The following is a 20,688-nucleotide window of genomic DNA, read 5'->3' as shown; positions in this document are numbered from 1 at the left end:
GCGGACAGTCGTCCACATGCGATGCCGTCTCGGCTCATCGGTCGGATGACCGATAGCATGCCGTGACGACACTGATCGATAGTAGGCGGACGTATCCGGGGGGATCTGGCTGAGAGGTGCCGCATGCCGTCGTCGAGGCTGATGAAGTTTTCCTCCGCTGACGGTGACGTCGTGGTCGAGGTCGACGAGCGTGACGAGGGGTTCCAGCCCGTCAGCCGGACGAAGCTGGTCATTGAGGCGAAGGAGACCTTCGAGGACGCGCTGACGCAGATCCGTAGCGCCGCCGAGAAGACCCTGAACGTCCTGAACTCCGGCACCCTCAAACCCGACGGGATCGAGGTGGAGTTCGGCGTGCGCTTCAACGCCGAGGCCGGCGTGGTGATCGCGCGTACGCAGGCCGAGGGGCACCTGGTCGTCCGGCTGACGTGGGCGCCGCGGGACCGGTGAGGGACGCGCTGCCGTGAACGACAACAACCACGAATGGCACGCGATCATCGGCGAGCAAGTGGGTGCCGGGATCCTGGTCGATCGTCAGCACATCCTGACCTGCGCTCACGTGGTGACGAGGCTGCTCGACAGCGAGGACGAGGCGGATCTGCTCGGCACGCCGATCCAGGTACGCCTGAAGGGCGGCGAGGACGAGCCCGGGGCGACCGTTCTGTTCGTGGGGTCGTGGCGGGAGGGGGAGGACGACAGCCGGGGCGACGTGGCGGTCATCCGGCTCGGCCGGCCGACGTCCCGCCGACCCGCCAGGTTCGCCCCGTTGTCGTGGCCGACTATCGAACCGACGGCGAGGTACGTCGCGTTCGGCTATCCGCCCTACGCCGACAGCGGCGTCCCCGCCGAGCTGACCCTTTCCCCCGCCCCCCGCGCGAACGGCGTCCAGCTGCTCAGCTCGCGGGAGGCCGAACTGGTGCACCTCGAATCGGGCTTCTCGGGAGCCGGCGTCTATGACGTGCGGACCGCGCAGGTTATCGGGATGGTGACCCAGGCCATGCCCTTGGGCAACGGTGCCCTGGGCCGGATGCTGCCGACCGAGGTCCTGATGAGCGACTGGGCTCCGCTCGGTCACCGGCTCCGGCTCGGCCAGTACGACGCCACCGCGTACGCCGAACTGCGCGGCCTGCTCCTTCGGGCGACGCGGGTACGCGGCGGCAACCTCGTCCCCTGGCTGAAGTCCCGCGTGCACGGACTCCCCGAGCTATCAGATCCGCGGATGCTGGACCAGCCGATGGAGGTCGTGGAATGGCTCGCGACCCAGCCGCTGGGGGACCCGGAAAAGATCAACCTGTACATGTCGACCCTGCTGCGCCACATCGGCGATCAGGAGAACGACCTGCGTCCCGATCTCGACGGCTGGATCGAGCGCCACGCCCGTGCGACGCCCGCGGCCGTTCCGGTGGCCCCGGCGTATGAGGAACCCGCGGAGTCCGAACGCGCGTGGATCGTGGTCCGGAGCAAACCGGTGTCGGGACCGGACGCCACCAGCACCGAGCGGTGGAACCGGGTGACGGTGTGGGTCGAGACGGACCGGACCGAGGAGGGCCATCCCGTCGTCTTCGACGAGGACGTCCGCGTCGCAGACCTCCGCGAGACCGTCCAGCAGCAGCTCGATGTGGCGATCGACAGCTACCTGCCGGACGCCGGCGGGGCGGTGACCGTGGAGTTCGTCCTCCCGCCGGACGATCTGGCTGACCCGGTCGAGACGTGGGGAGTCGCCAATCCGTTCGGCGAAGGCGAGGCGGAACTGGGCGTGGTCAGCGCGGTCGTGGTCCGCGGGCTCGCCCGGTTCGAGCGCGGCGGATCGCCCCAGCCCGAGTGGGACGACGAGGACCAGCAGGTGATCCGGACGGCACCGCGGCCCCGCGAGGAGGTGCTGGCCGTCCTGGAGTGGCTGCTGTGCCCTGCCGAGCCGCGTACGCACAAGGAGCACGTCGGCTGGCTGGCCTCGAAGCGGCGGGTCGCCCGCGGACTGGGGCTCAGCGGACCGGCGGCGGCCCGGGAGCCGGTGGCCGACGCGGTGTCGGCCGGCGTACCCGTGATCTTGTGGCGGCGGGAGTCCTGCCCGCGATGCATCTCCGGGAACGAGTGCCTCGGCGCTCGCCTGCGCGACAGGCTCGGCGAGGAGATGGCCGCCAGCCCGTACCTTCCGGAGGCGCTGCGGGAGCTGCGGGCCGCGGCGGCGCAGGATCCGGACATGGCGTTCGCGGCCGGCGTCTCGCTGCTGTGGGAGGAGCGGACCGCGGAGCGGTTCCGCTGGAGCTTGCCGAGAAGAGGGACAGGCCATGGCCGATGACATCCGGCAGCCGCCCGCCTGGTGGATCTATCGGGGAACCGGGGTTCCGCACGACGGAATCGACGGGCTGATCGACCCGCCGTCGTGGCGTACCTTCGGCCGGGAGGCGCCCGCCGTCGCCCCGCTCGTGGCGGCCCCGGCGAAGGACGAGGAGATTGGCCGGCGGTACCGGCCCGACACGGACGTCGTGGAGCGCGTCAACGCCGCCCTGCTGCTGCGGCGGCCGATGCTGGTCACCGGCGCGCCCGGCACCGGCAAGTCGACGCTGGCGTTCGCGATCGCGTACGAGCTGGGTCTGGGGAAGGTGTTGCGGTGGAACATCTCCAGCCGCTCGACCAAACAGGACGGCCTCTACCAGTACGATCCCCTGGCCCGCCTGCACGACGCCCAGCAGGGCGGTGGTGGCGGCTCCGAGGACGTCGGCCACTACATCCGGCTCGGGCCGCTGGGCACCGCGCTGCTGCCCCGCATACGACCGCACGTCCTGCTCATCGACGAGATCGACAAGAGCGACCTGGATCTGCCGAACGATCTGCTCAACGTCCTGGAGGACGGCACCTTCGACATCCCCGAGCTGCTGCGGCAGCCCGGTGAGGACGGCGGCGCCGAGGTGATGATCGCCGAGAGCGCGCAGCGCGTGCGCGTCGCCGGCGGCGTCGTCCAGTGCCGCGATTTCCCGATCGTCGTGATGACCAGCAACGACGAGCGCGAGTTCCCGCCGGCCTTCAAGCGGCGCTGCATCCAGATCGCCATCCAGCAGCCCGACGTCGACAAGCTGCGGGCGATCGTCGACGCGCACCTCGTCGGGCTCGCCGACCAGAGCGGCGAGCTGATCCGCGAGTTCCTGGCGGCCCGCTCCTCCCATGAGCTGGCCACCGATCAGCTGCTCAACGCCATCTTCCTGACCGGCAACGTGGGCCTGGACGAGCAGTCGCGCCTGGAGCTCGCGCAGCGCCTCTACAACCTGAAATCCGCCTATGGCGGTTGAGTCGCTGCGCCAGATCCTGGCCGAGCTCGGGCGGGAAGCCTCGCCCCTCGAGCTGGCCGAACTGCTGTGGCTGGCCACCCGCCTGGAGCCCGGGCGCCCCAGCCCGGCGCGTCCCGCCCCGACCCCGGCGACGGACGCTCCCGCTCCGCAGCCTCCCCCGGATGAGCCGCCGGCCCGGCAGGACCGTCCCGCGCCGCCCACCCCGGAGGAACCCCCGGCCCCGGAACGGATCCCGGTGTACGCCGAACGCCTCCAGTCGCCCAGCGGCCCGCAGGCGGTGCGCGTCCCGCTGCCGGAGCCGTTCGCGCTGGCCGACCGGCGGGGTGTCCAGCGCGCGCTGCGGCCGCTGCGGATCGGGTTCCGGCGCGGGCCGTCGACCGAGATCGACGAGGCGGCGACCGCGCGGTTGATCGCCGAATCCGCCCGGACCGCCGCCGCGTGGCTACCGGTCCGCCGGGCGCGTACCGAGCGGCGGTTCAGCGCGGTGTTCATCGTCGACCAGAGCGACTCGATGGCGATCTGGCGTACGCAGGCCGCGGAGTTCGCCACGGTCGCCCGCCAGTCGGGGATCTTCCGCCGCTACCAGGACTTCACGTTGATCGGCGACGACCGGGGTCACGCGGTGCTGCGCGGACACGACGGCCGCGACCACGCCCCCGCGCGGCTCGTCGATCCGACCGGCCGGACCGCGGTGTTCGTCCTGAGCGACTGCATCGCGCCGCACTGGGCCAGTGGCGCGGCACCGGCGATGCTGCACGCCTGGGCCGGGGCCGGCCCGGTGACTGTCGTGCAGCCGCTGCCTGAGCGCATGTGGTCGCATACGGCCGCGCCGACGCTGGCCGGCCGCCTGTCGTCGCCCCGGATCGGGGCGCCCAACGTCGAGCTGAGGTTCCGGCCTTACGGCGGTCTCGAACCGCTGCCGGGCCGGCCCGTGCCGGTCGTCGAGCTGAATGCCGCGTGGCTGCGGCGATGGTCGCGCCTGGTCGCGGGCGGGCCGCCGGCCACGGGGACGGTCGCCTTCATGGAACCGGGCCCCTTCGAGGAGCAGGCGGTGGTCGAGCGGCAGGCGCCGGACGCTCGGCGGGCCGTCCGGCAGTTCCGGTCCACAGCGTCGGCGGAGGCGGTCCGGCTGGGCGCGTACGTGGCGCTGAGCGAGCCGATCCTGCCGATGATCCGCTACATCCACAGTGCGATGTTCCGCCCGGCCCGCCCGGCGCAGCTGGCGGAGTTCCTGGTGAGCGGGCTGCTGACGGCCGTCGACGCCGAAGGGGGGCGGTTCGAGTTCATCGAGGGCGCCGCGGCACTGCTCGCCGACATGCTGACCCGTTCGGAGACCGATCGCGTACTGGAGGTGATGCCGCGGGCGGTGTCGGACGAGATGATGGCCGACACGGCGCGCTCCGCCCGCCGGTTCTCCGTGCTGGTCGGCGGCCCCGGCGACCTCTCCCTGACCGCGGGTGGCCGGCCGATGGCCGAACTGCCCCGGGGCGCGCTGTCGGCTACCGGCCGCGAACGTCTGCGGCGACTGCGCGAGCCACCGGCCGGCAAGCCGGGCACGGTCGCGCCGACGGAGCTCTCCAGCCCTGATCCGGTCCCTGCCGCGGCCGCCGTCCCACCGGCCGATCGCACGGTACGCGTCGGCGGCCGGCTGGGCTACCTCGTCGGTGGCCGGCATGCGATCACCGTGGCCGCGACGGAGGACGATCACCTCGTCCAGGTGGACGACCGCGTCTTCCCTGCGCGCCAGGTGGCTCGCGCGGGTTCGGTGCTGCTGCTGGAGCTGACCGAGCCCGCGTGGCCGTACGCCGTCGTACCGGCCCGCTGGGGTCTGCTGGCCCGGGAGTCCGTCGAGTTCGCGGCCGTGGTCCGGTCGCCCGGCGGGGACGGCCGGCTGGTCGACATGCCGCTGCACGTCCGGCGGCGGGGCGGCGCGTACGTCGCCGACGCGCCGGCCGCGGTCTCGGTGCCCGCCGGGTCGCCGGTGCTGGCCGGCGACCGCCTGCTGGGCCTGGTTCTGGACGGCCCCGGCGAGCAGCTGCGGATCGTCCCGTCGAGCGACGTCCTCGCCGAGTCCGCCGTCGCGCAGGCGCTCGCCGCGGCCGGCATCGACCGGGGTGCCGACCCGGTCGACCTGCCGTTCGTCGAGAGCGGCGCGGTCGCCGCGCCCGGCGTCTTCGAGCTGCTGCACCCCGGCGCCGCCGCGGTACGCTTCGCCGACCGCCCGGAGCTGTCCGCCCTTCTCGACTGGGCACTGTCCGGAAAGGAGCCGATCCGGCTGCTCACGGGGCCCAGCGGTGTCGGCAAGACCCGGCTGGCGTACGAGTTGGTGCGGCGACTGCGGGAGCGCGACCTGCTCGCGGGGTTCGCCACCGCCGCGCCCTCCCCGGGGATCATGTCGGGTCTGACCGAGGATCTGGTCCTCGTCGTCGACGACGCCGACCTGCGGACCGACATCGCCGCGGCGGCGGCGGCGAACCGTCGCGTACGCCTGCTGATGGTCGCCCGAGAGTCCGGTGAGTGGCAGGTGGACGTCACCGACCGGCTGGTGCCCTCCCATCCCGTCGGGGTGCCCGCGGCCGGGGCGGACCGGACGGCGGAGTTCCGCGTCGCCGTGAGCGACCTCGGCGCGGCCCTGACGGCGATCGGCGTGAACGTCGACGAGCGGCAGATCCCGGCGGAGACGTTCGCCGCGGGCGCGGCCCGGCGTACCCCCCTGGCGGCGCAGACACTCGCGTTGACGGCGCTGCTGGCGACCGAGCCCGCCGGTGCGGGAGCGGACTTCCAGGCGTCGGTCGTGGCCGCGATGGTCGCCGACGAGCGGCACCGCTGGACGCGCGCGGCGGCGTACGCGCAGATCCCGTTCGCCTCGTCCCGCGAGCTTGAGGAGTGCGTGACCGCGGCGGCCGTCTACGGCGCGGCGGGCCACGGGGAAGCCGACGCGCTGGTGCGGGTGGTGGCGCCGCACGGGCCGACGCCGCACACGATCCTCGGCTGGCTGCGCGGTCTCATGCCGGGGCGGGGCGCGGCGTACTGGAGCACGATCGAACCGCCCGAACTCGTCGCGGCCCTGTTCGCGCGGGTGCTGGCCAACCGGCCCGCGTTCTTCGGGGCGACGCTGGACCGGGCCGGCGACGTTCAGCGCAGGAACGCGTACGCCGTCGTGGCCGAGGCCATGGGCCATCCGGACGCGGTGGTGATCGCCTGGCGGACGGTGGCCACGAGGGTGGCGTTGATCCCGGAGTTCCTCACGGCGGTGGCCGGCGGTGGCGCGTTGGCGGATCCGCTGCTGGCCGAGGTACGCGCGACGGTGCGTCGGGCGGCCAGCCCCACGACGGTGCTGGCGGCGATCGTCGACAGCCTCGCCGATCCGGTGGAGCTGATCGCGGGGACGGCCGGGACCGAGCTTGTCGAGCTCGTCTCCGGACTGCGTCGCGCAGCGCTCGCCCATCCCCACCTGGAACCGGCGTTCGCGGTGGTCCTGGGCGGCTTCGCCGATCTGCTCGCGGCGGGGCGGCCGGCGGACGCGCTGGCGACCGCAGGCAACCAGGTCACCTTGACGCGCCGGCTGGCGGACGCGGCCCGGGTCCCGCCCGCGGCGCTGTGCCTCGCCCTGCTGCGCCTCGGCCGGATGCGGTACGCCGGCGGACGTTCGGACGCGGCCGAGCCGCTCACCGAGGCACTCGGCATCGCCGGCGCGGCGCGGACCGGCGACGCCGACGACTATCTGGCCGCGGTCGCGGCCGGCTGGTCGTTGCTGTCGGCGGTGCACCGGTCCGAGGGCCGGACCGAGGCGGCGGCCCAGGCGCTGGCCGACGGCGTCGCGAGGTTGCGTTTCCTGTCGAAGCGGAGCAGCGGCTTCGATGCCGGGCTCGCCGAAGCGCTGGCGGGTCAGTCGTTGCTCCTCGCCGACCTGGGCGGCCTGTCCGCTGCCGTCAACGCGGCGGGGGAGGCGGCCGCGATCCGCCGCGCGCTGGCCGGCAGCGGCCGGCCGGCCGATCGGGGACGGTTCGCCGAGGCGCTGGTCCGGCAGGCGTACATGCTGACGGCGAACGCCGACCACCGGCGGGCCCTGGCCGTCCTGGTCAACGCGGCGCAGATTCTGGAGAGTCTCGCGGTCGGTCAGGACGAGGCGGCTCTGTCCGGGCTCGCCGCCACCCGCTACCTCCAGGCGGTCGTCTGTGACGCGCTCGGGGACCAGGCCGAGGGGCTCGCCATGCTGGAGGCGGCGACGACGCTGTACCGGCCGCTCGCGCGCCGATCGCCCGGCACCCACCGGGCCGCCCTCGCCCTCACGCTCGCGCACCGGGCCGAGCTCCAGGTGGCCCTGGGCGCCGACGACGCGGCGATCGGGTCGCTGACCGAGGCCGTACGCCTCTATCAGGAGGAGGCGGCCGCGTCGCCGGGCGAGGCCGGACCGGCCGACCGGCTGGAGCGGGTTCAGGCGCGGCTGGCCGGCCTCACGAGCGCCGTGCGCCTCTACTGAGCCCGCTCATCCGGGCCACATCCTTCCCCACGTCCGCGCGGACCAGTCCTGCAGATGGGTCAGGCCCTGCCAGACGGCGGAGAACAGGCCCTTCGTCGAGAGGAACGCGACCAGCAGCGCGGTCAGCCCGATCACCAGGACGAGCAGCACGATCCGGGCGTTGACATAGCCGGGCGGTACGCGTTCAGCGGACACGGGTCGCCTCCTGCGGACGGGCGGACCGGGGCGCGAGGCTCACGGAGAACTCGGACAGCAGCCACGGCAGGGCGCCGTCGGCTTGCGTACCGGGCTCGGGGGCGAAGTAGCGCACGGGACCGAACTCCCGGTCGGCGGCCAGGATCAGATGGGCGAGGCCCGCGTCGCTGAGCCAGTCCCGGATACCCGCGCTGTCCGCGCCGAGCGTACGCCCGACCGGATGGCGGCGCAGCAGGTCCGCTTTGGACACGACCACGGCCATCGGCAGCCGGCTCAGCGGGACCGCCTGGCTGTCGAGCAGCTGGACGATCGCGTCGTAGCCGTCGCGGGCCGGCCCTTCGCCCAGTGCCGGGTCGACCTGCGCCCGCTGCGGGCCGGCGAGGGTCCGGGCGATCTTCGGCAGGGTGAACGGGTCGATGACGAACACCACGGCGTGCGCCGCGTGCAGTGCCCGTACCTCGTCGTGGCGGCGCGGATCGGTGACGGCGTCACCGGGCGGGTCGATCAGCAGGATGTCCGCGGGTCCGTGCCGGTGCCGTCCCGCCAGCCGGATCAACGGGCACGGACCGTCCAGGACGGACTGTCCACCGTCACGGGAGGCGTCTGCCGCCCAGCGGCTCTTGCCCGCGCCGGCCGCACCGGCCACCACCACGCGTACGCTCGTCCGCATGCCCGCGTCCCGGCCGAGCGGGGTCTCGCACAGCGGGCACACCGCGTCGAGGACCGCCGCGGCCCGCAGATGCGTCGTCGGCAGGTGAGCGCCGCAGCCGCAGGTACGCCGGAACAGCCCCGAGGATCCGGCGCGCAGATCCCGATGCAGCGCGGCCCCGGCCGGAACATGAACCGGCCCGGGGCAGCGGAACGCCGGGACGTCGGTCGAGTAGTGGCAGGCGGGGCAGAACGCGGACGCATGGCGAACCCGGCGGACCAGGACGTCGCGCCAGTTGAGCGGGATCGCCACCAGGATGCCCCCGGCCCAGCCGGCGAGGGCGACGGCCCCCATCGCGAGGAGGACGAACGTCGCCCCCAGCGCCGCGCCGACGGTCGCGCCGGCCAGCGCCGCCGCCACGAGCAGGCCCAGCAGGAGCCCGGCCACCTGCGCGGTGATGCGGCCGGCGCCCTCGTCGAACCACCTGGTCAACCTGCGGGGCGCGGTCTTCAGCAGCAGCCGCCACAGCAGCCGGACGTCTCCCATGGTGCGGTCGACGACGGCGGTTCCGTCCAGCATGACCTGCCCGGCCAGGTAGTGGGGCCACGCGAAGTCGCGTACGCGGCCACGGCCGGGCGGCAGGTAGAGCCGGTCCGGCCGGATCGTGTCGCCGCCGCCGAGGCCGGAGAGCACCCGCACCGCGTGCCAGACCGCGAGCAGGAAGCCGCACGCGACGCCCATCGCCAGCAGCGCGGGTGTCCACGGGATGTAGAGCCGTACGGCGGCGAAGACGACCGCGACGACGGCGACGACGAAGCCGATCGCGATGAGGATGATCAACATGACCGGCAACGGATCACCTCCATCCGCCGAGCCCGCGCAGTCCTCGCCCGCGCGGGCGCTCCGCCCGGACCGTCCGCCGCCATGTGTCTGTCCAAGGTGGACCGAAGAACGAGATCTGATCGGTGGCCGCGTTGACGTGCTGCGCGTGGATGGCCTTGTCGGCGCGCAACCAGACTCTGACCCCGTTGGCGAGCACCAGGCGGGCGTCGTCGCTGACGGCCCGGCCGACCTCGGCGCTCAGATTGTGGGCCGACAGGACGAACGCCAACGCGATCCGGTTGGGCGACGCGGTGTCCCCGCCCACCCGGGGAGCAAGGTCGGCGATGAGCGGAACGACCAGGGACGGTTTGGCCTTCAGCAATGTCGTGGTGCTGATCACCGCCGGGGCGAAGAGCATGGTCCGCAGGACGCGGCTCATGTGCGCGCGCAGGACCCTGTCGCCGACGCCCGCGACGGTCTGGCTGATGACCGCCTCGGTGGGCTGGTTGCTCTCGATCTCGGTGAGGACCAGCTGCAGCCTGGCCTCCTCGTCGAACAGCCGCATGACCGCCTGACTCGGCCGCCACGTGCCGTGATCGGCGAAGCGGTAGCCGATGTTCAGATCGTCGGCGGACAGCTCGGTGGCGAACATCAGCCGGTGGGCCAGCTCGTCGAACATCTCCGGCGGCAGCGGGAGGTTGCGCGGCAGCCCCTGGGGACCGGTCAGCAGGACGGCGTCGCCGAGGGTCAGCGGCTGTCCGGCCCAGATCTCGCGGGTGAGGTGGGCCAGCGACGACACCGCCTGCGGGCGGCTCTTCGCCGCCCGGATGAACCGCTGGATCGTCGACAGGCGATCGCCCGTGCCGAGGACCGCTCGTGTCGTGGCCTGCCGCAGGGAAGGGCTCAGATCCGTGTCGAGCAGCAGCCACCACCACTCGCACAGGAACGTCGTGTGGGCGAGAGGATCCGACCGTTCGAGCTGTACGCGTACGCGCTCCTCGATCGCCGCGCGGTTCGGCCACTGATCCGGCAGGTATCCGGCGTGCGTGTTCGCGATCCAGTCGCGGGCGAACGCCTCCATCGCCCCGGTGATCTCGCCCACCCGCGGCGCCACTCCGAACCGGCGGGCGAGTCGCTGCAACGCTTCGAACTGCCGGGGGGAGGCGGTGGCGGCGGCCGACGTGAGCGTGGCGACCACGGTCCGCTGATGCTCCGCGGTCCAGGCGCGGCCGATCGGAGCCAGTACCGTCGCGTCGACCCGGTTCTCGGCGACCGCCCGGCGTACCTCGTCCGCCAGCAGCGCCAGCCGGACGGCCGGCGCGTCGACCTCGACGACGCCGCGCCGGGCCAGATCGTCGAGCTCCGCGAGCACGGCGGGCGGCCAGGTGCCGCTGTCGTCCCGCAGACCGCGGGCGAGTCGCGGCCCGTGCAGCGCGATGAGGTCCGGCGGGCCGGTCCGCAGCCATTGCACCACCAGGGGAACGTCGGCCGGTGCCGGCGGGCGCCGCGACACCACCGTCATCGCGAGCCGGGCGGCGTCCTGCCAGCCGAGCCCGGACACCGCGGCCAATTCGACCGCGTCCACGACGTCGTACGCGTCCTCGGTGAGGAACAGCCGGGCCCAGGTCTGCGCGTACGGCGAGGGGGCCGGCTGCGAATGCCGTCCGGTGTCCACGTCGAACACGTGGTAGCCGAGATCGTTGTCCACCGTGACGCCGGACGGGTTGTCGTCGGCGTGCACGGCCATGATCGGCTGGCGGATCACGGTCGGGTTGGCCACGAAGGCGCGGAAGCCCGCGGTGAGCGCGACCTCCTGCGGCAGCAGCAGGGTGGCGGCGGCCAGCCAGACCATCACGTCGCGCAGGTCACGGGCGAGCAGCAGGACCCGGCGGGCGCTGGACGGCTCGCGCAGGACCGCTTCGACGGCGGTCAGCAGCGCCTGCAGCATGGCCTCGCCGCCGGGGAGTGCCCGCACCTCCTGCTGTACGAGTTCGGCGGTCAGCGGGCCGGGGACCCAACCCGCTTCCAGCGGCGGCAGGGCGGTTCCGTCGGCCGGCCGGTCGCGCCAGAACCTCGCGCCGAACAGCTGGGCGGGGCGCACCTTCGCGTACGCCGCAGCGTCGGGGCTGAAGACGCAATGGGTCAGCTGGTTGCCCTGGCGGTGACCGCTGGCCTCCTTGCCCAGGTAGACCCCGGCGGAGGCGGCCATGATCGTGTCGCAGACGTACGCGAACGATGGCGGGAAGTCCGCGACCGCCCGGCGGGTCCGCATGAACTCGTCGGACGGCTGGTAGAGCAGGTCGGCCCGGACGACCGCCATGGCCTGCTCGTCCGCGGCCGGGGACCGGGCCTGGAACTGCAGGCCGGCGCCGCCTTCGAGGCCTTCGCCGGCGCGGCAGTCGGTGAAGATCAGCATCTCCAGGCGGCCGGTCATGCCCGCGGCCGCCGCTTCACCACGTTGAACCTGCTGAGCAGCCAGATCAGCGGTTCCTCCACCCGGAAGGGCTGGACACCCGACTGGTTGACCTTGGACTGGGTGTAGTCGGGCTTAGCGCCGAGCGCCGATACACCGAAGTACCGGTAGGTCTTGTAGTTCTTGTCGAAGTGGTTGTCGATCTTCTCGCCGCCCCACTTCTGCAGCAGCGAACGGATCTGCTCGTGGGTCTCCAGGCCGAACGACTCGTCGTAGTGTCCGTCCTGCGGCGGCGTACGGCGCAGGAAGTGGTCCTCGGGAAGGCTCTCCAGCACCGCGTCCATCTTGGTGAAGGTGACGGCGATCGGGATGGAGATGCGCCCCTCGGTCCGGCTGCCATGGCTGGACCGCAGTGACTCGGTGACCAGCCCGATGATGTCGTCGGTCGAGTCCTCCGTGGTGATGGCCTCGTCCGGCAGCGAGATGAAGTCCCGGGCCTTGGGCAGGGTGAACGGATCGATCAGCAGGATCAGGGCGTCGGCCGAGCCGATATAGGTCTGGTCGTGCACGCTCTGCAGCGTGAGCAGGTCCTCGCCGGCCGTGTCGTAGAACGACAGGAAGGTCGTCTCGAAGACCTTCTCCCGCTTGAAGCGGAATCCGTCGCCCTCCTGCCGCCACTCGAACACCACCGGCTGCTTGCGCCCGCGCTCGGCCCGTGGGGTCTTCGGGAACAGCCGCCGGTCGGCGTACACGTGGTTGATGTTGCGGTCGAGCCACTGGCGCGTGCCCTGCGCGCCCTGGGAGTCGCCGCTGAGCCGGATGTCGGCCTTGAACTGGCGCCACAACTTGGTGAGCAGCTCTCTGGCCAGAACCGTCAGGTAGACGGTCTTGCCGGTGCCCTTGGCGCCGACCATGGCGATGAGCGGGCTGGTCGAGGTGCCGAAGTGGCTCGACAGCGGGCAGTGGCAGTGCGGGCAGCACCGCTGGCCGGTCGCGCCCCCGCAGTGCGGGCACGACGCCCGCATGAGCGCCTTGCCGAGGCGCCTGGTCGGCGGCGCCTTGAACGCCGGCCGCGACTGGAAGTTCAGGCCCGTCAGCCGCTCGCGTTCGGCGTCCGGGCCGAACGCGCAGCCGTTGCGGCCCGGCGAGCCCACCCCGCCGCACACGAACCACAGGGCTCCGCCGACGATCTCGTTGTAGCAGAACGGGCATGAGGGGTCCCGACCTTGGCTCATCACACCACCTTCAGGCGATCGACCGGCGGATCGACCATCGAGACGACGTCGACCGGTTCGGCGAAACAGCGGATCCAATAGGGACGCCGAGCGGTGTCCTCGGCCGCAAGTACGAAGGAGTACGCCGAGGGGGTGCTGCCGTGCAGGCCCACCCGTACGCGACCGAGAACCCGGCCCATCGAGGCGTCGAACGGCATGATGTCGCCGTGCGCGAGGACGACGACCGCGTCGAACGGCGGGCACTCGTCCGCCGAGGAGAACTCGACGGTCACCGAACGCGGGGACTGGCCGGTGGAGCGGCTGTGCCGTACCTCGTAGCCGACCCGGGCCGGCGCCGGACCCAGGACGGCGGTACGCGGCGGCGACTTCACCCGGGTGCCGTGCAGCAGCAGGGTCGCGCGTACGGAGATGTCGACTCCGTCGCGGCCGACCGGCAGCACGCACCGGGCGTCGTCGGTGAATTCGTCCACGGTCACGATCCGCCTGCCGGCCCCGGCGCGGGTACGCCAGTCGATCTCCACGGAGCTGGCGGTGTCCGGCCAGACCCAGGTGACGACCGCGTCGCGGCCCATCCGGCGGATGCGCAGTCGGCGTACGGGCCCGGCCACCGCGACGGCGGCGGGATGGCCGATCGTGGCCCGGCCGTCGCGCAGCCCCACCGGGACGTAGACCAGGTAGCCGACCGGTTCCTCGGCGACCATCGTGGGGTGCCCGGCCGCGCCGCCACGCGTACCGGCGACGGGGACGCCCATGGCCGCCAGCGCCGACTCGGGCACCACCGTTCCCGCGGGCCACCGCGGCACGCCGGGACAGCGCAGCACCTCCACCCGCTGGCCCGAGGGCGTCGTCCAGGAGAATTCGAGCATGCAGCGGTCGCCGTCGGTCGAGCGTACGACGACGGTGAAGTCGTCGACGGTGGGAACCAGCGGGACCGGATGCGCGCGGGGCGGCGGCCGGAGGTCCTGAGCTGGGCGCCCGCCGAGGCCGTCGAGGGGACCGACCCCCCGCGGCCCGGTCAACCAGCCGCGGATGTGCGCGAGCGCCTCGCCGTGCCAATGCGTGTCGACGAGATCGGTCGCCGGTACGCCGACCGGCGCAGCCGTTTCGGGGACCGTCGGTTCCGCCGGGCCGGGACCGGAACGCCGCTCGCGCCACCACGACGGCTGCATCAGGGCGTCACCGTACTGGTGCCTCAGCCGCTCGTCCTCGGCCAGCAGCAGCCGGCACACCTCGGCCGCGTGACCGCCCTCCTCCGCCCGTTCACGCCAGTACCGGCGCACCGCGGCCAGATGGGACGCCAGCTGCTCGCCGGGCAGGTCGCCGGCTATCGCGTACCGGACCCACAGATCGCCCGCCGGCAGGCTGCCGTGCACGCCCCGCAGGGGACGGATGACCCCCTCCTCATAGGCGTTGGGATCGAAGGCCACGAGTGCTGCTCCTGCGTCGTGAGTGGAGTGTCCAGTGACAAACAGATCACAACTGATCGGTCGCGGACAATCGCTCAGGCGGCTATAGGACAGCACCATGCCGTCCGGTGCGCCGCACGCATGTCGTCGCCCACGGATCTGAACCGAGGCGGAGGACCGGCCGATCAGTCGGAGCTCTCGGCGACACCCTCCGTTGCCGTATGGGTCCGATCGACCCGTACTCGATCTCGTACATTTCCTGGCTGGGGTAGCCGCGCCGACCGCGGCCGGAGACGGGATCAGGCCGGTCACGGCCAGGTCTTGGCGTACGCCTCGAAGATCTCGCGACCGCTGTGCACGTGGACGACGCAGACGAGGTGGCCGACACGCTACCGCCGCCCGGCTACGCCACGCCCTTGAGCGTACGCAGAACCGGCGCCGTCTCCACCGCCGTGATCTCCGGCAGCGCGAGCCGTGTCGTCAGATAATGGTGCAGCTGCCGGGGATCGGCGGTCAGGACATTGGCGAACAGGTTGGTCCGGCCGGTGGTCGCGGCCACGACGGCCAGTTCGGGGTGGCCGGCCAGCGTGGTCGCGACGCGGTCGAGGTGCACCGGTGGCACCGACAGCCAGAGCATCGCCGCGGCCCCGATGCCCAGCAGTGAGTCGTCGATCTCGACGTCGAAGAAGAGCGCGCCGCGTTCGCGGAGTTCGTCGACCCGGCGGGTGACGGTCGACGCCGACCAGCCGGTCGCGGTCGCGAGTTCGGCATAGGTCGCCCGGCCGTCGCGCCGGAGTGCGGCCAGCAGACGGCGATCCGCCGGGCTGAAGGTGATGACGGTCCCGGTGGGGGAGACCGGGGTGTCCGGGCGCAGTCGTGCCTCCTGACCGGCGTCGAGCGCGTTCATCCGGCCGCGCCAGGCGATCGGGCCGCCCACGTACAGATGCAGCAGGTAGTGTGCCGACACCGCCGTGATGCTGGCCGTCCGGGGAACGTCCCGCAGCAGCAGCGCATGCGGATCGGCGCCCGCCGCGGGGTCGGCTGTCTCGACGACCGCCACGATCTCGGTGCCGCCCGAGGTCAGCCGGATCCAGGACGTGTCGCCGCGGCGGGCCAGCGCGTACGCGATCTCCTGCACGGCCTGGGGCGCGGCCGTGAATCGCACGAGCCACCGCTGGCGTTGGGTGTGCCCGGGATCGGCCAGGCCGACCACCCGCAGGCCGGCGTGTTCGCGCAGGCGCTGATACCGGCGGGCGACGGTCTGCGGCGAGGTGCCGATGACCTCGGCGAGCTTCGCGAGCGGCGCCCGGGCGTCGAGATGCAGGGCGTGGGCGAGTTGCCGGTCGACCTCGTCGAGGATGAGCATATTCCGCAGGCTAGACCATAGTGTTGGAAGATTCCGCCGGATGTCGGCCGGTAGCTGGAGCACCAGCCCGGCCGGTGCGCATCGTTGCGGCATGACCCTTCTGGAGACCCGGGCCGCGCCCGCGGCGTACCGCCACCGGTGGATCGGCCTCGTCGCGCTGCTGGCCGCCGAAGCCGCGAACCTGCTCGACGCCACGATCGCGCAGATCGTGGCGCCCGTCATCCACGCCGACCTCGGTGGTCCGCTGTCCTCGGTGAAGTGGGTGACCAGCGCGTACACGCTGCCGTTCGCGCTACTGCTCCTGCCCGGCGGCCGACTGGGCGACATCGTCGGGCGCCGGCGTGTCTTCCTCGGTGGAGTCGTGGCGTTCGCGGCCGCCTCGCTCGCCTGCGCCCTGGCCCCGACGATGGGGCTGCTGCTGGCCGCCCGCGCCGTTCAGGGCGCCGCCGCGGCGGCGATCGTCCCGCAGACCGTCGGCCTGATCAAGGCGATGTTCCGCGGGCGGGAGGTGACCCGGGCGCTGGGCACCATCGGACCGGTCATGGGACTGGCCGCCATCAGCGGGCCGATCCTCGGCGGCGTTCTCGCGCACGCCTGGTCGTGGCGCGCGGCGTTCCTCGTGAACCTGCCCGTCTGCCTGGCCGTCCTCCTCCTCGCCCGGCCCCTGCCGCAGGACCGCGCCCCCGACCGGCCGCGCTGGTACAGCCTGCTGGAGGTCAGCCTGCTGCGCCGGCCCGCGTTCCCGGCCGCCCTGGTCACCTGCGGCCTGCTGTTCGCCCTGACCACCGGCCTCACCCTGGTCGTCGTCCTGCACGCCCAGCTCGCGGCCGGCGCCGACACCATCGGCGCGGCCCTCACCCTGCTGCCGTGGACCCTCGGCATGGCCGCCGCCTCACTCGCCGCGGGCGGTCGCCTGCTGTCCGCCCGTCCACGCCGCACTCTCCTCGGCTCGCTCGCGCTCGTCCTCTGTGGAATAACGATCGCCGTGTACGCCTACCGCCAGCATCCCGCCGTCCTCCCGTACGCGCTGGCCGTCATCGGGGTCGGGGCGGGACTGTTCACGCCGTCGTTCTTCACCACCGCCCTGAGCGACCTCGACGCGCAGCAGATCGGCTCGGCCTCGGGACTCCTCAACGCCGTCCAGCAACTCGGCGCCACGGTGGGCACGATGGTCCTCGGCGGCATGTACCTACGCGACCCCGCGACGGTCGACCCGGCCTTCGCCGTCGCCGCGTCGTTCGTCCTCGGCACCGCTCTGACCACCGCAGTCATGGTCCGCCGACCGGCTCCCGTGGCGTCGAAGGCGCCATGGACCTGATCCCGGCCACACGGATGGAAACGCTGCTGGATCTGCTGTGCTCCCTCGCGAGGGGGAGCACCTCCCCTCCACGCGGGAGTCGCCGTCCCTTCCCGGCGACGACCCTTGACCCATGACGAGAGCGAAACACCTGGCGGCGTACGCGGCCGTCGTGGCTGCCCTGCCCTACCTGGTCCTGAAGGCCGTGTGGCTGGCGGGCGGCACCGTGGGCGTGAAAGCGTCCACTCCCGACGGGGCGATGCTCGACACGCTCAACGCGGTGACGATGCTCATGGACGCGACGGCCATCCTGCTCGCGCTGGCGTTCGTCAGCCGATGGGGTCGCCGGCTGGCGGCTGCGCCGGTGCTGTTCCCGATGTGGGTCGGCACCGGCTTTCTCGGGCCGATCGTGCTGGCCGTGGTGCCCGCCGTCCTGATCGGCGCCGCGCGCGGAGTGAACGTCTTCACCGCGGGCGGCGGCATCGTCGAGCCGTGGGTGTACGAGATGGTCTACGCGGGCTTCATCGTCCAGGGGCTCGCGCTTCTGACCGCCTTCACCCTGTACGCCAGGGAGCGCTGGCCGCGGCTGCCCGCCCAGCCGCTGCCGGCCGAGCTGCGCCTGTTGGCGGCATTCATGGTGGTCCTGCAGGCCGCGACCGGCGTGATCTGCCTGTACTGGGGTTTCGGTGGCACGGCCGGGCTGCCGGACGGGGCGGACGGCTTCACCGGGCGGTTTCTGCAGGCGGTCTTCGGCCTGCTGTCGATCGGCGCGGCCGTCGGTCTGGCCCGTACGCGCCGCGGCTTCACCTGGCGGACGTTCGCGCTGATCTGGGTGGGTGCGGGCGCAGACTTCGCCTGGGGGCTGTGGCTGATCCTGAACATGGTCGTCGATTCGCCCCTCGGTGGCGGCTCCCGGCTCGGCCTGCTCGGCCTGGTCTCCTTGTTCCGCCTGATGAGCGGGACGGTGGTCGGCATGCTCGCCGCGGTCGCACTGACGACCCGGCGGGCGGCACCAGATCCGTCCGGCGCCCCGGAACCGGCCGTGGCCGCCGCGCGTACCGGGGCGGATGAGAGGCTGGGCGGGTGAGACTCGTGGGGCGGCGCTGGCTTCACCAGATCATCGGCGGCGCGCTGATCATGCCGTACGTCCTCCTGATGCAGGTGGTACTGGAAGTCAACGGCTCGCTGGTGCGGGGCGTCCTCAACCCGGACCCGATCGTCTACGGCGCCGCGCTGCCCCTCGTCGCGGTCACCGGCTTCCTGCCGGTCATCCGCGCGATCGAGCTCCCGACCGCGCGGGCCCTGCTCGGTGGTCCCGCCCAGGGCATCGATCCGGCCGCGCGCGGCAGCCGTGCCCGCACAGCACTGTTCTGGCTTGTTCATCTGCTGCTGGGCAGCATCGTCGCGGGAATGACCCTGGCCGTACCGCCCGCCGTCGTCCTGCTCGTCCTGTCGCCCCTCACCGGCGATCTCGGCCGGTCCGTCCGGCCGGAGTGGATCGCCGCCCTCGGCCCGGCCCGGCCGCTCGCCGGTATCGCCCTGGCCGCCCTGCTCGTCGGCGCCGCGGTCGGGGTGGGCGCGCTGCTCGCCCGGCTGGCCCCGGTACTGCTGGGCCCGTCGCCGGCCGACCGGATCGCGGCGCTGCGGCGCACCACCGAGCAGCTGGCCGACCGCAACCGGCTCGCCCGTGACTTGCACGACTCGGTCGGGCACACGCTCAGCGTCGTCATGGTCCAGGCCGGGGCGGCGGCGCGGGTGCTCGACACCGATCCGGCGTTCACGCGTACCGCGCTGGGGCACATCGAGGAAGCGGCCCGCGCCGCCCAGGCGGAGCTGGACCATGTCCTGGGCCTCCTGCGCGACACCCCCCGCGTGGTCCATCTGGTGGAGTCCGCCCGGCGCTCGGGTGTCGAGGTGGTCGCCGAGGTCGACGGCGACGAGAGCCGCGTTCCCGCCCCCACCGCGCACGAACTCCAGCAGGTCGCACGCGAAGCCCTGACCAACGCCATCCGTCACGGCCGTGGCCCGGTCACCCTCCATCTGGTGGTACGCGCAGCGCACGCGACCCTGACCGTGGAGAACCCGATGCCCGACGAGCCGCCGTCCCGGACGCGTCGCGACGGCGGCCGCGGCCTGCTGGGCGTACGCGAGCGGGCGGCGTCCCTCGGCGGCCGGGTCGAGGCCGGGGCGTCGCAGGGGCGCTGGCGGCTGCACGCCGTGTTCCCCTACGAGGAGAAGCCATGACGGTGGGCGTGCTGATCGCCGACGACGAGCCGCTGATCCGGGCCGGGCTGCGCGTGCTCATCGACGCCGAGCCGGATCTGACCGTCGTCGGCGAAGCGGCCGACGGAGCCGAGGCGCTGTCGCGGACCAGGGCCCTGCGCCCGCACCTGATCCTGATGGACGTACGCATGCCCGGCGTCGACGGCCTTCAGGCGACGAGTGCGATCATCGCGCGCGTCCCCGAGCCGCCGAAGATCGTCGTGATCACCACCTTCGAGAACGACGAGCACGTCTTCGCCGCCCTCCAGGCCGGAGCGAGCGGATTCCTGCTGAAGCGCGCGCGGCCGGACGAACTGCTGCAGGCCCTGCGCACGGTGGCACACGGCGACTCGCTGCTGTTCCCCGCCTCCGTACGCCGGTTGGCCGCGGCCTTCGGCAACCGCCGCGACGGCACCGCCCTGCGATCGCTGACCGGACGGGAAGCGGACGTCCTCCGGCTGATCGGCGAGGGGCGCAGCAACGCCGAGATCGCCGAGCGGCTGTTCATCGGTGTGGAGACCGTCAAGACCCATGTCGGCAACGTGCTGACCAAACTCGGCGCGCGCGACCGTGTGCAGGCGGTGATCATCGCGTACGAGTCGGGGTTCATCTCCCCGAACCGCTGACCGTGGCTGCCGGTCGGGCGAGCATGACCGCCGACCAGCCCAGCCCTACGACGAGCGCCAGCCACAGCAGCCCCATCTGACCGGTGACGTTGGACGCTCCCGAGAGGACGAAGACGACGGCGCCGACGATCCACGAGGTGACGGCCGTCGCGCGGCGGCCGTCGGCGGAGAACCGCCGGGCCATGACGAAGCAGGCGACGGCCAGCGCCACGAAACCGACCGCGGGCGCGATGGCGTGCACGGTTCCGTGGAAGCTCATCGTCGCGGGGCGGCCGTCGGGCGTACCGGGTGGGAAGGCGAGAGCCGGGTCGGGCGTGAAGACGCCGCCGACGACCAGGGCGACGCCGAGCGTACCCACGAGGATCGGTGCCCACCGGGAGGCGGGACCGGCCCCCAGCGACCGGCGCAGGCCGACCGCGCCGGCCAGGAACAGCAGCCCGGTGGCGATGAAGTTGGCGATCTGGAGCCAGCCCAGATCGCCCAGGCTCAGCAGACTGACCGGGTGCCGCAGCAGGTCGAATCCCGGACGGGTGACGGCCTGGAGGATGGCGACGGCCAGGAAGAGCGGGCCGGCGGCGGCTCCGGCGTTGAGCGCCGGCCGTCGTTCGGCCGGGCGTACGCCGGTGGGACGGATCGCGGTGTCGGTCACG

Annotated in this window: 15 protein-coding genes; 8 read left to right on the top strand and 7 right to left on the bottom strand. The window is 72.9% G+C overall.

Annotated features, from left to right (window positions below):
• Positions 1-141: 141 nt before the first annotated feature.
• From G401_RS0121530 to G401_RS0121515, 4 genes are read left to right on the top strand one after another with little or no spacing between them, the layout of a single operon-like run.
• Positions 142-447 carry a CU044_2847 family protein gene (locus G401_RS0121530; RefSeq protein WP_211240797.1) on the top strand — a complete coding sequence of 102 codons (306 nt, stop codon included), beginning with the start codon at positions 142-144 and terminating at the stop codon, positions 445-447.
• Positions 448-460: 13 nt separating this feature from the next.
• Positions 461-2,296: a VMAP-C domain-containing protein gene (locus G401_RS0121525; RefSeq protein ID WP_027344132.1), complete on the top strand. Its 1,836-nt coding sequence runs from the start codon at positions 461-463 to the stop codon at positions 2,294-2,296.
• Complete coding sequence (locus G401_RS0121520; protein WP_027344131.1) at positions 2,286-3,284, top strand: AAA family ATPase; 999 nt, start codon at positions 2,286-2,288, stop codon at positions 3,282-3,284. The genes G401_RS0121525 and G401_RS0121520 overlap by 11 nt, the downstream gene beginning before the upstream one ends.
• On the top strand, positions 3,274-7,767 hold the full coding sequence (locus G401_RS0121515) for an SAV_2336 N-terminal domain-related protein (RefSeq protein WP_027344130.1): 4,494 nt from the start codon (positions 3,274-3,276) through the stop codon (positions 7,765-7,767). The genes G401_RS0121520 and G401_RS0121515 overlap by 11 nt, the downstream gene beginning before the upstream one ends.
• A gap of 6 nt (positions 7,768-7,773) precedes the next feature.
• Here the strand turns inward: G401_RS0121515 and G401_RS0121510 are convergent, their stop codons facing one another.
• The 6 genes from G401_RS0121510 to G401_RS0121485 form a co-directional block, all read right to left on the bottom strand.
• Positions 7,774-7,962, bottom strand: a complete 189-nt coding sequence (locus G401_RS0121510) for a hypothetical protein (protein ID WP_027344129.1) — start codon at positions 7,960-7,962, stop codon at positions 7,774-7,776.
• Positions 7,952-9,454, bottom strand: a complete 1,503-nt coding sequence (locus G401_RS0121505; protein WP_027344128.1) for a TRAFAC clade GTPase domain-containing protein — start codon at positions 9,452-9,454, stop codon at positions 7,952-7,954. Before G401_RS0121505 ends, G401_RS0121510 begins: the two co-directional genes overlap by 11 nt.
• 13 nt (positions 9,455-9,467) lie before the next feature.
• Entirely contained in the window at positions 9,468-11,867 is a 2,400-nt protein-coding gene (locus tag G401_RS0121500) for a GTPase-associated protein 1-related protein (RefSeq protein WP_027344127.1), read from the bottom strand.
• Positions 11,864-13,081 carry a hypothetical protein gene (locus G401_RS0121495; protein ID WP_027344126.1) on the bottom strand — a complete coding sequence of 406 codons (1,218 nt, stop codon included), beginning with the start codon at positions 13,079-13,081 and terminating at the stop codon, positions 11,864-11,866. The genes G401_RS0121500 and G401_RS0121495 overlap by 4 nt, the downstream gene beginning before the upstream one ends.
• Positions 13,081-14,508 (bottom strand): hypothetical protein, encoded by a 1,428-nt coding sequence (locus tag G401_RS0121490; protein WP_027344125.1) that lies wholly within the window; start codon positions 14,506-14,508, stop codon positions 13,081-13,083. The genes G401_RS0121495 and G401_RS0121490 overlap by 1 nt, the downstream gene beginning before the upstream one ends.
• 382 nt (positions 14,509-14,890) lie before the next feature.
• A complete protein-coding gene (locus G401_RS0121485; RefSeq protein WP_027344124.1) occupies positions 14,891-15,853 on the bottom strand; it encodes an Lrp/AsnC family transcriptional regulator in 963 nt (320 codons plus the stop codon).
• Positions 15,854-15,944: 91 nt separating this feature from the next.
• On the opposite strand from G401_RS0121485, the gene G401_RS0121480 reads away from it, so the two are divergent.
• The 4 genes from G401_RS0121480 (at position 15,945) to G401_RS0121465 (ending at position 20,038) form a co-directional block, all read left to right on the top strand.
• Entirely contained in the window at positions 15,945-17,171 is a 1,227-nt protein-coding gene (locus tag G401_RS0121480) for an MFS transporter (protein WP_051366953.1), read from the top strand.
• Between the two features lie 112 nt (positions 17,172-17,283).
• A complete protein-coding gene (locus G401_RS53090; RefSeq protein WP_051366952.1) occupies positions 17,284-18,237 on the top strand; it encodes a hypothetical protein in 954 nt (317 codons plus the stop codon).
• A complete protein-coding gene (locus G401_RS0121470; RefSeq protein ID WP_027344122.1) occupies positions 18,234-19,394 on the top strand; it encodes a sensor histidine kinase in 1,161 nt (386 codons plus the stop codon). The genes G401_RS53090 and G401_RS0121470 overlap by 4 nt, the downstream gene beginning before the upstream one ends.
• A complete protein-coding gene (locus G401_RS0121465) occupies positions 19,391-20,038 on the top strand; it encodes a response regulator (RefSeq protein WP_027344121.1) in 648 nt (215 codons plus the stop codon). Before G401_RS0121470 ends, G401_RS0121465 begins: the two co-directional genes overlap by 4 nt.
• Here the strand turns inward: G401_RS0121465 and G401_RS53085 are convergent.
• Positions 20,019-20,687, bottom strand: coding sequence for a DUF998 domain-containing protein (locus G401_RS53085; protein ID WP_169734227.1), 669 nt, complete (start codon positions 20,685-20,687; stop codon positions 20,019-20,021). The two genes, G401_RS0121465 and G401_RS53085, sit on opposite strands and share 20 nt — an antisense overlap.
• Between the last annotated feature and the right edge of the window lies 1 nt (position 20,688).

Origin of the sequence: Hamadaea tsunoensis DSM 44101, from assembly GCF_000428945.1 — a bacterium.
Classification (GTDB): domain Bacteria; phylum Actinomycetota; class Actinomycetes; order Mycobacteriales; family Micromonosporaceae; genus Hamadaea; species Hamadaea tsunoensis.
The sequence above is the reverse complement of the archived record's forward strand: the minus strand, read 5'-3'. Positions and strand labels throughout refer to the sequence as shown.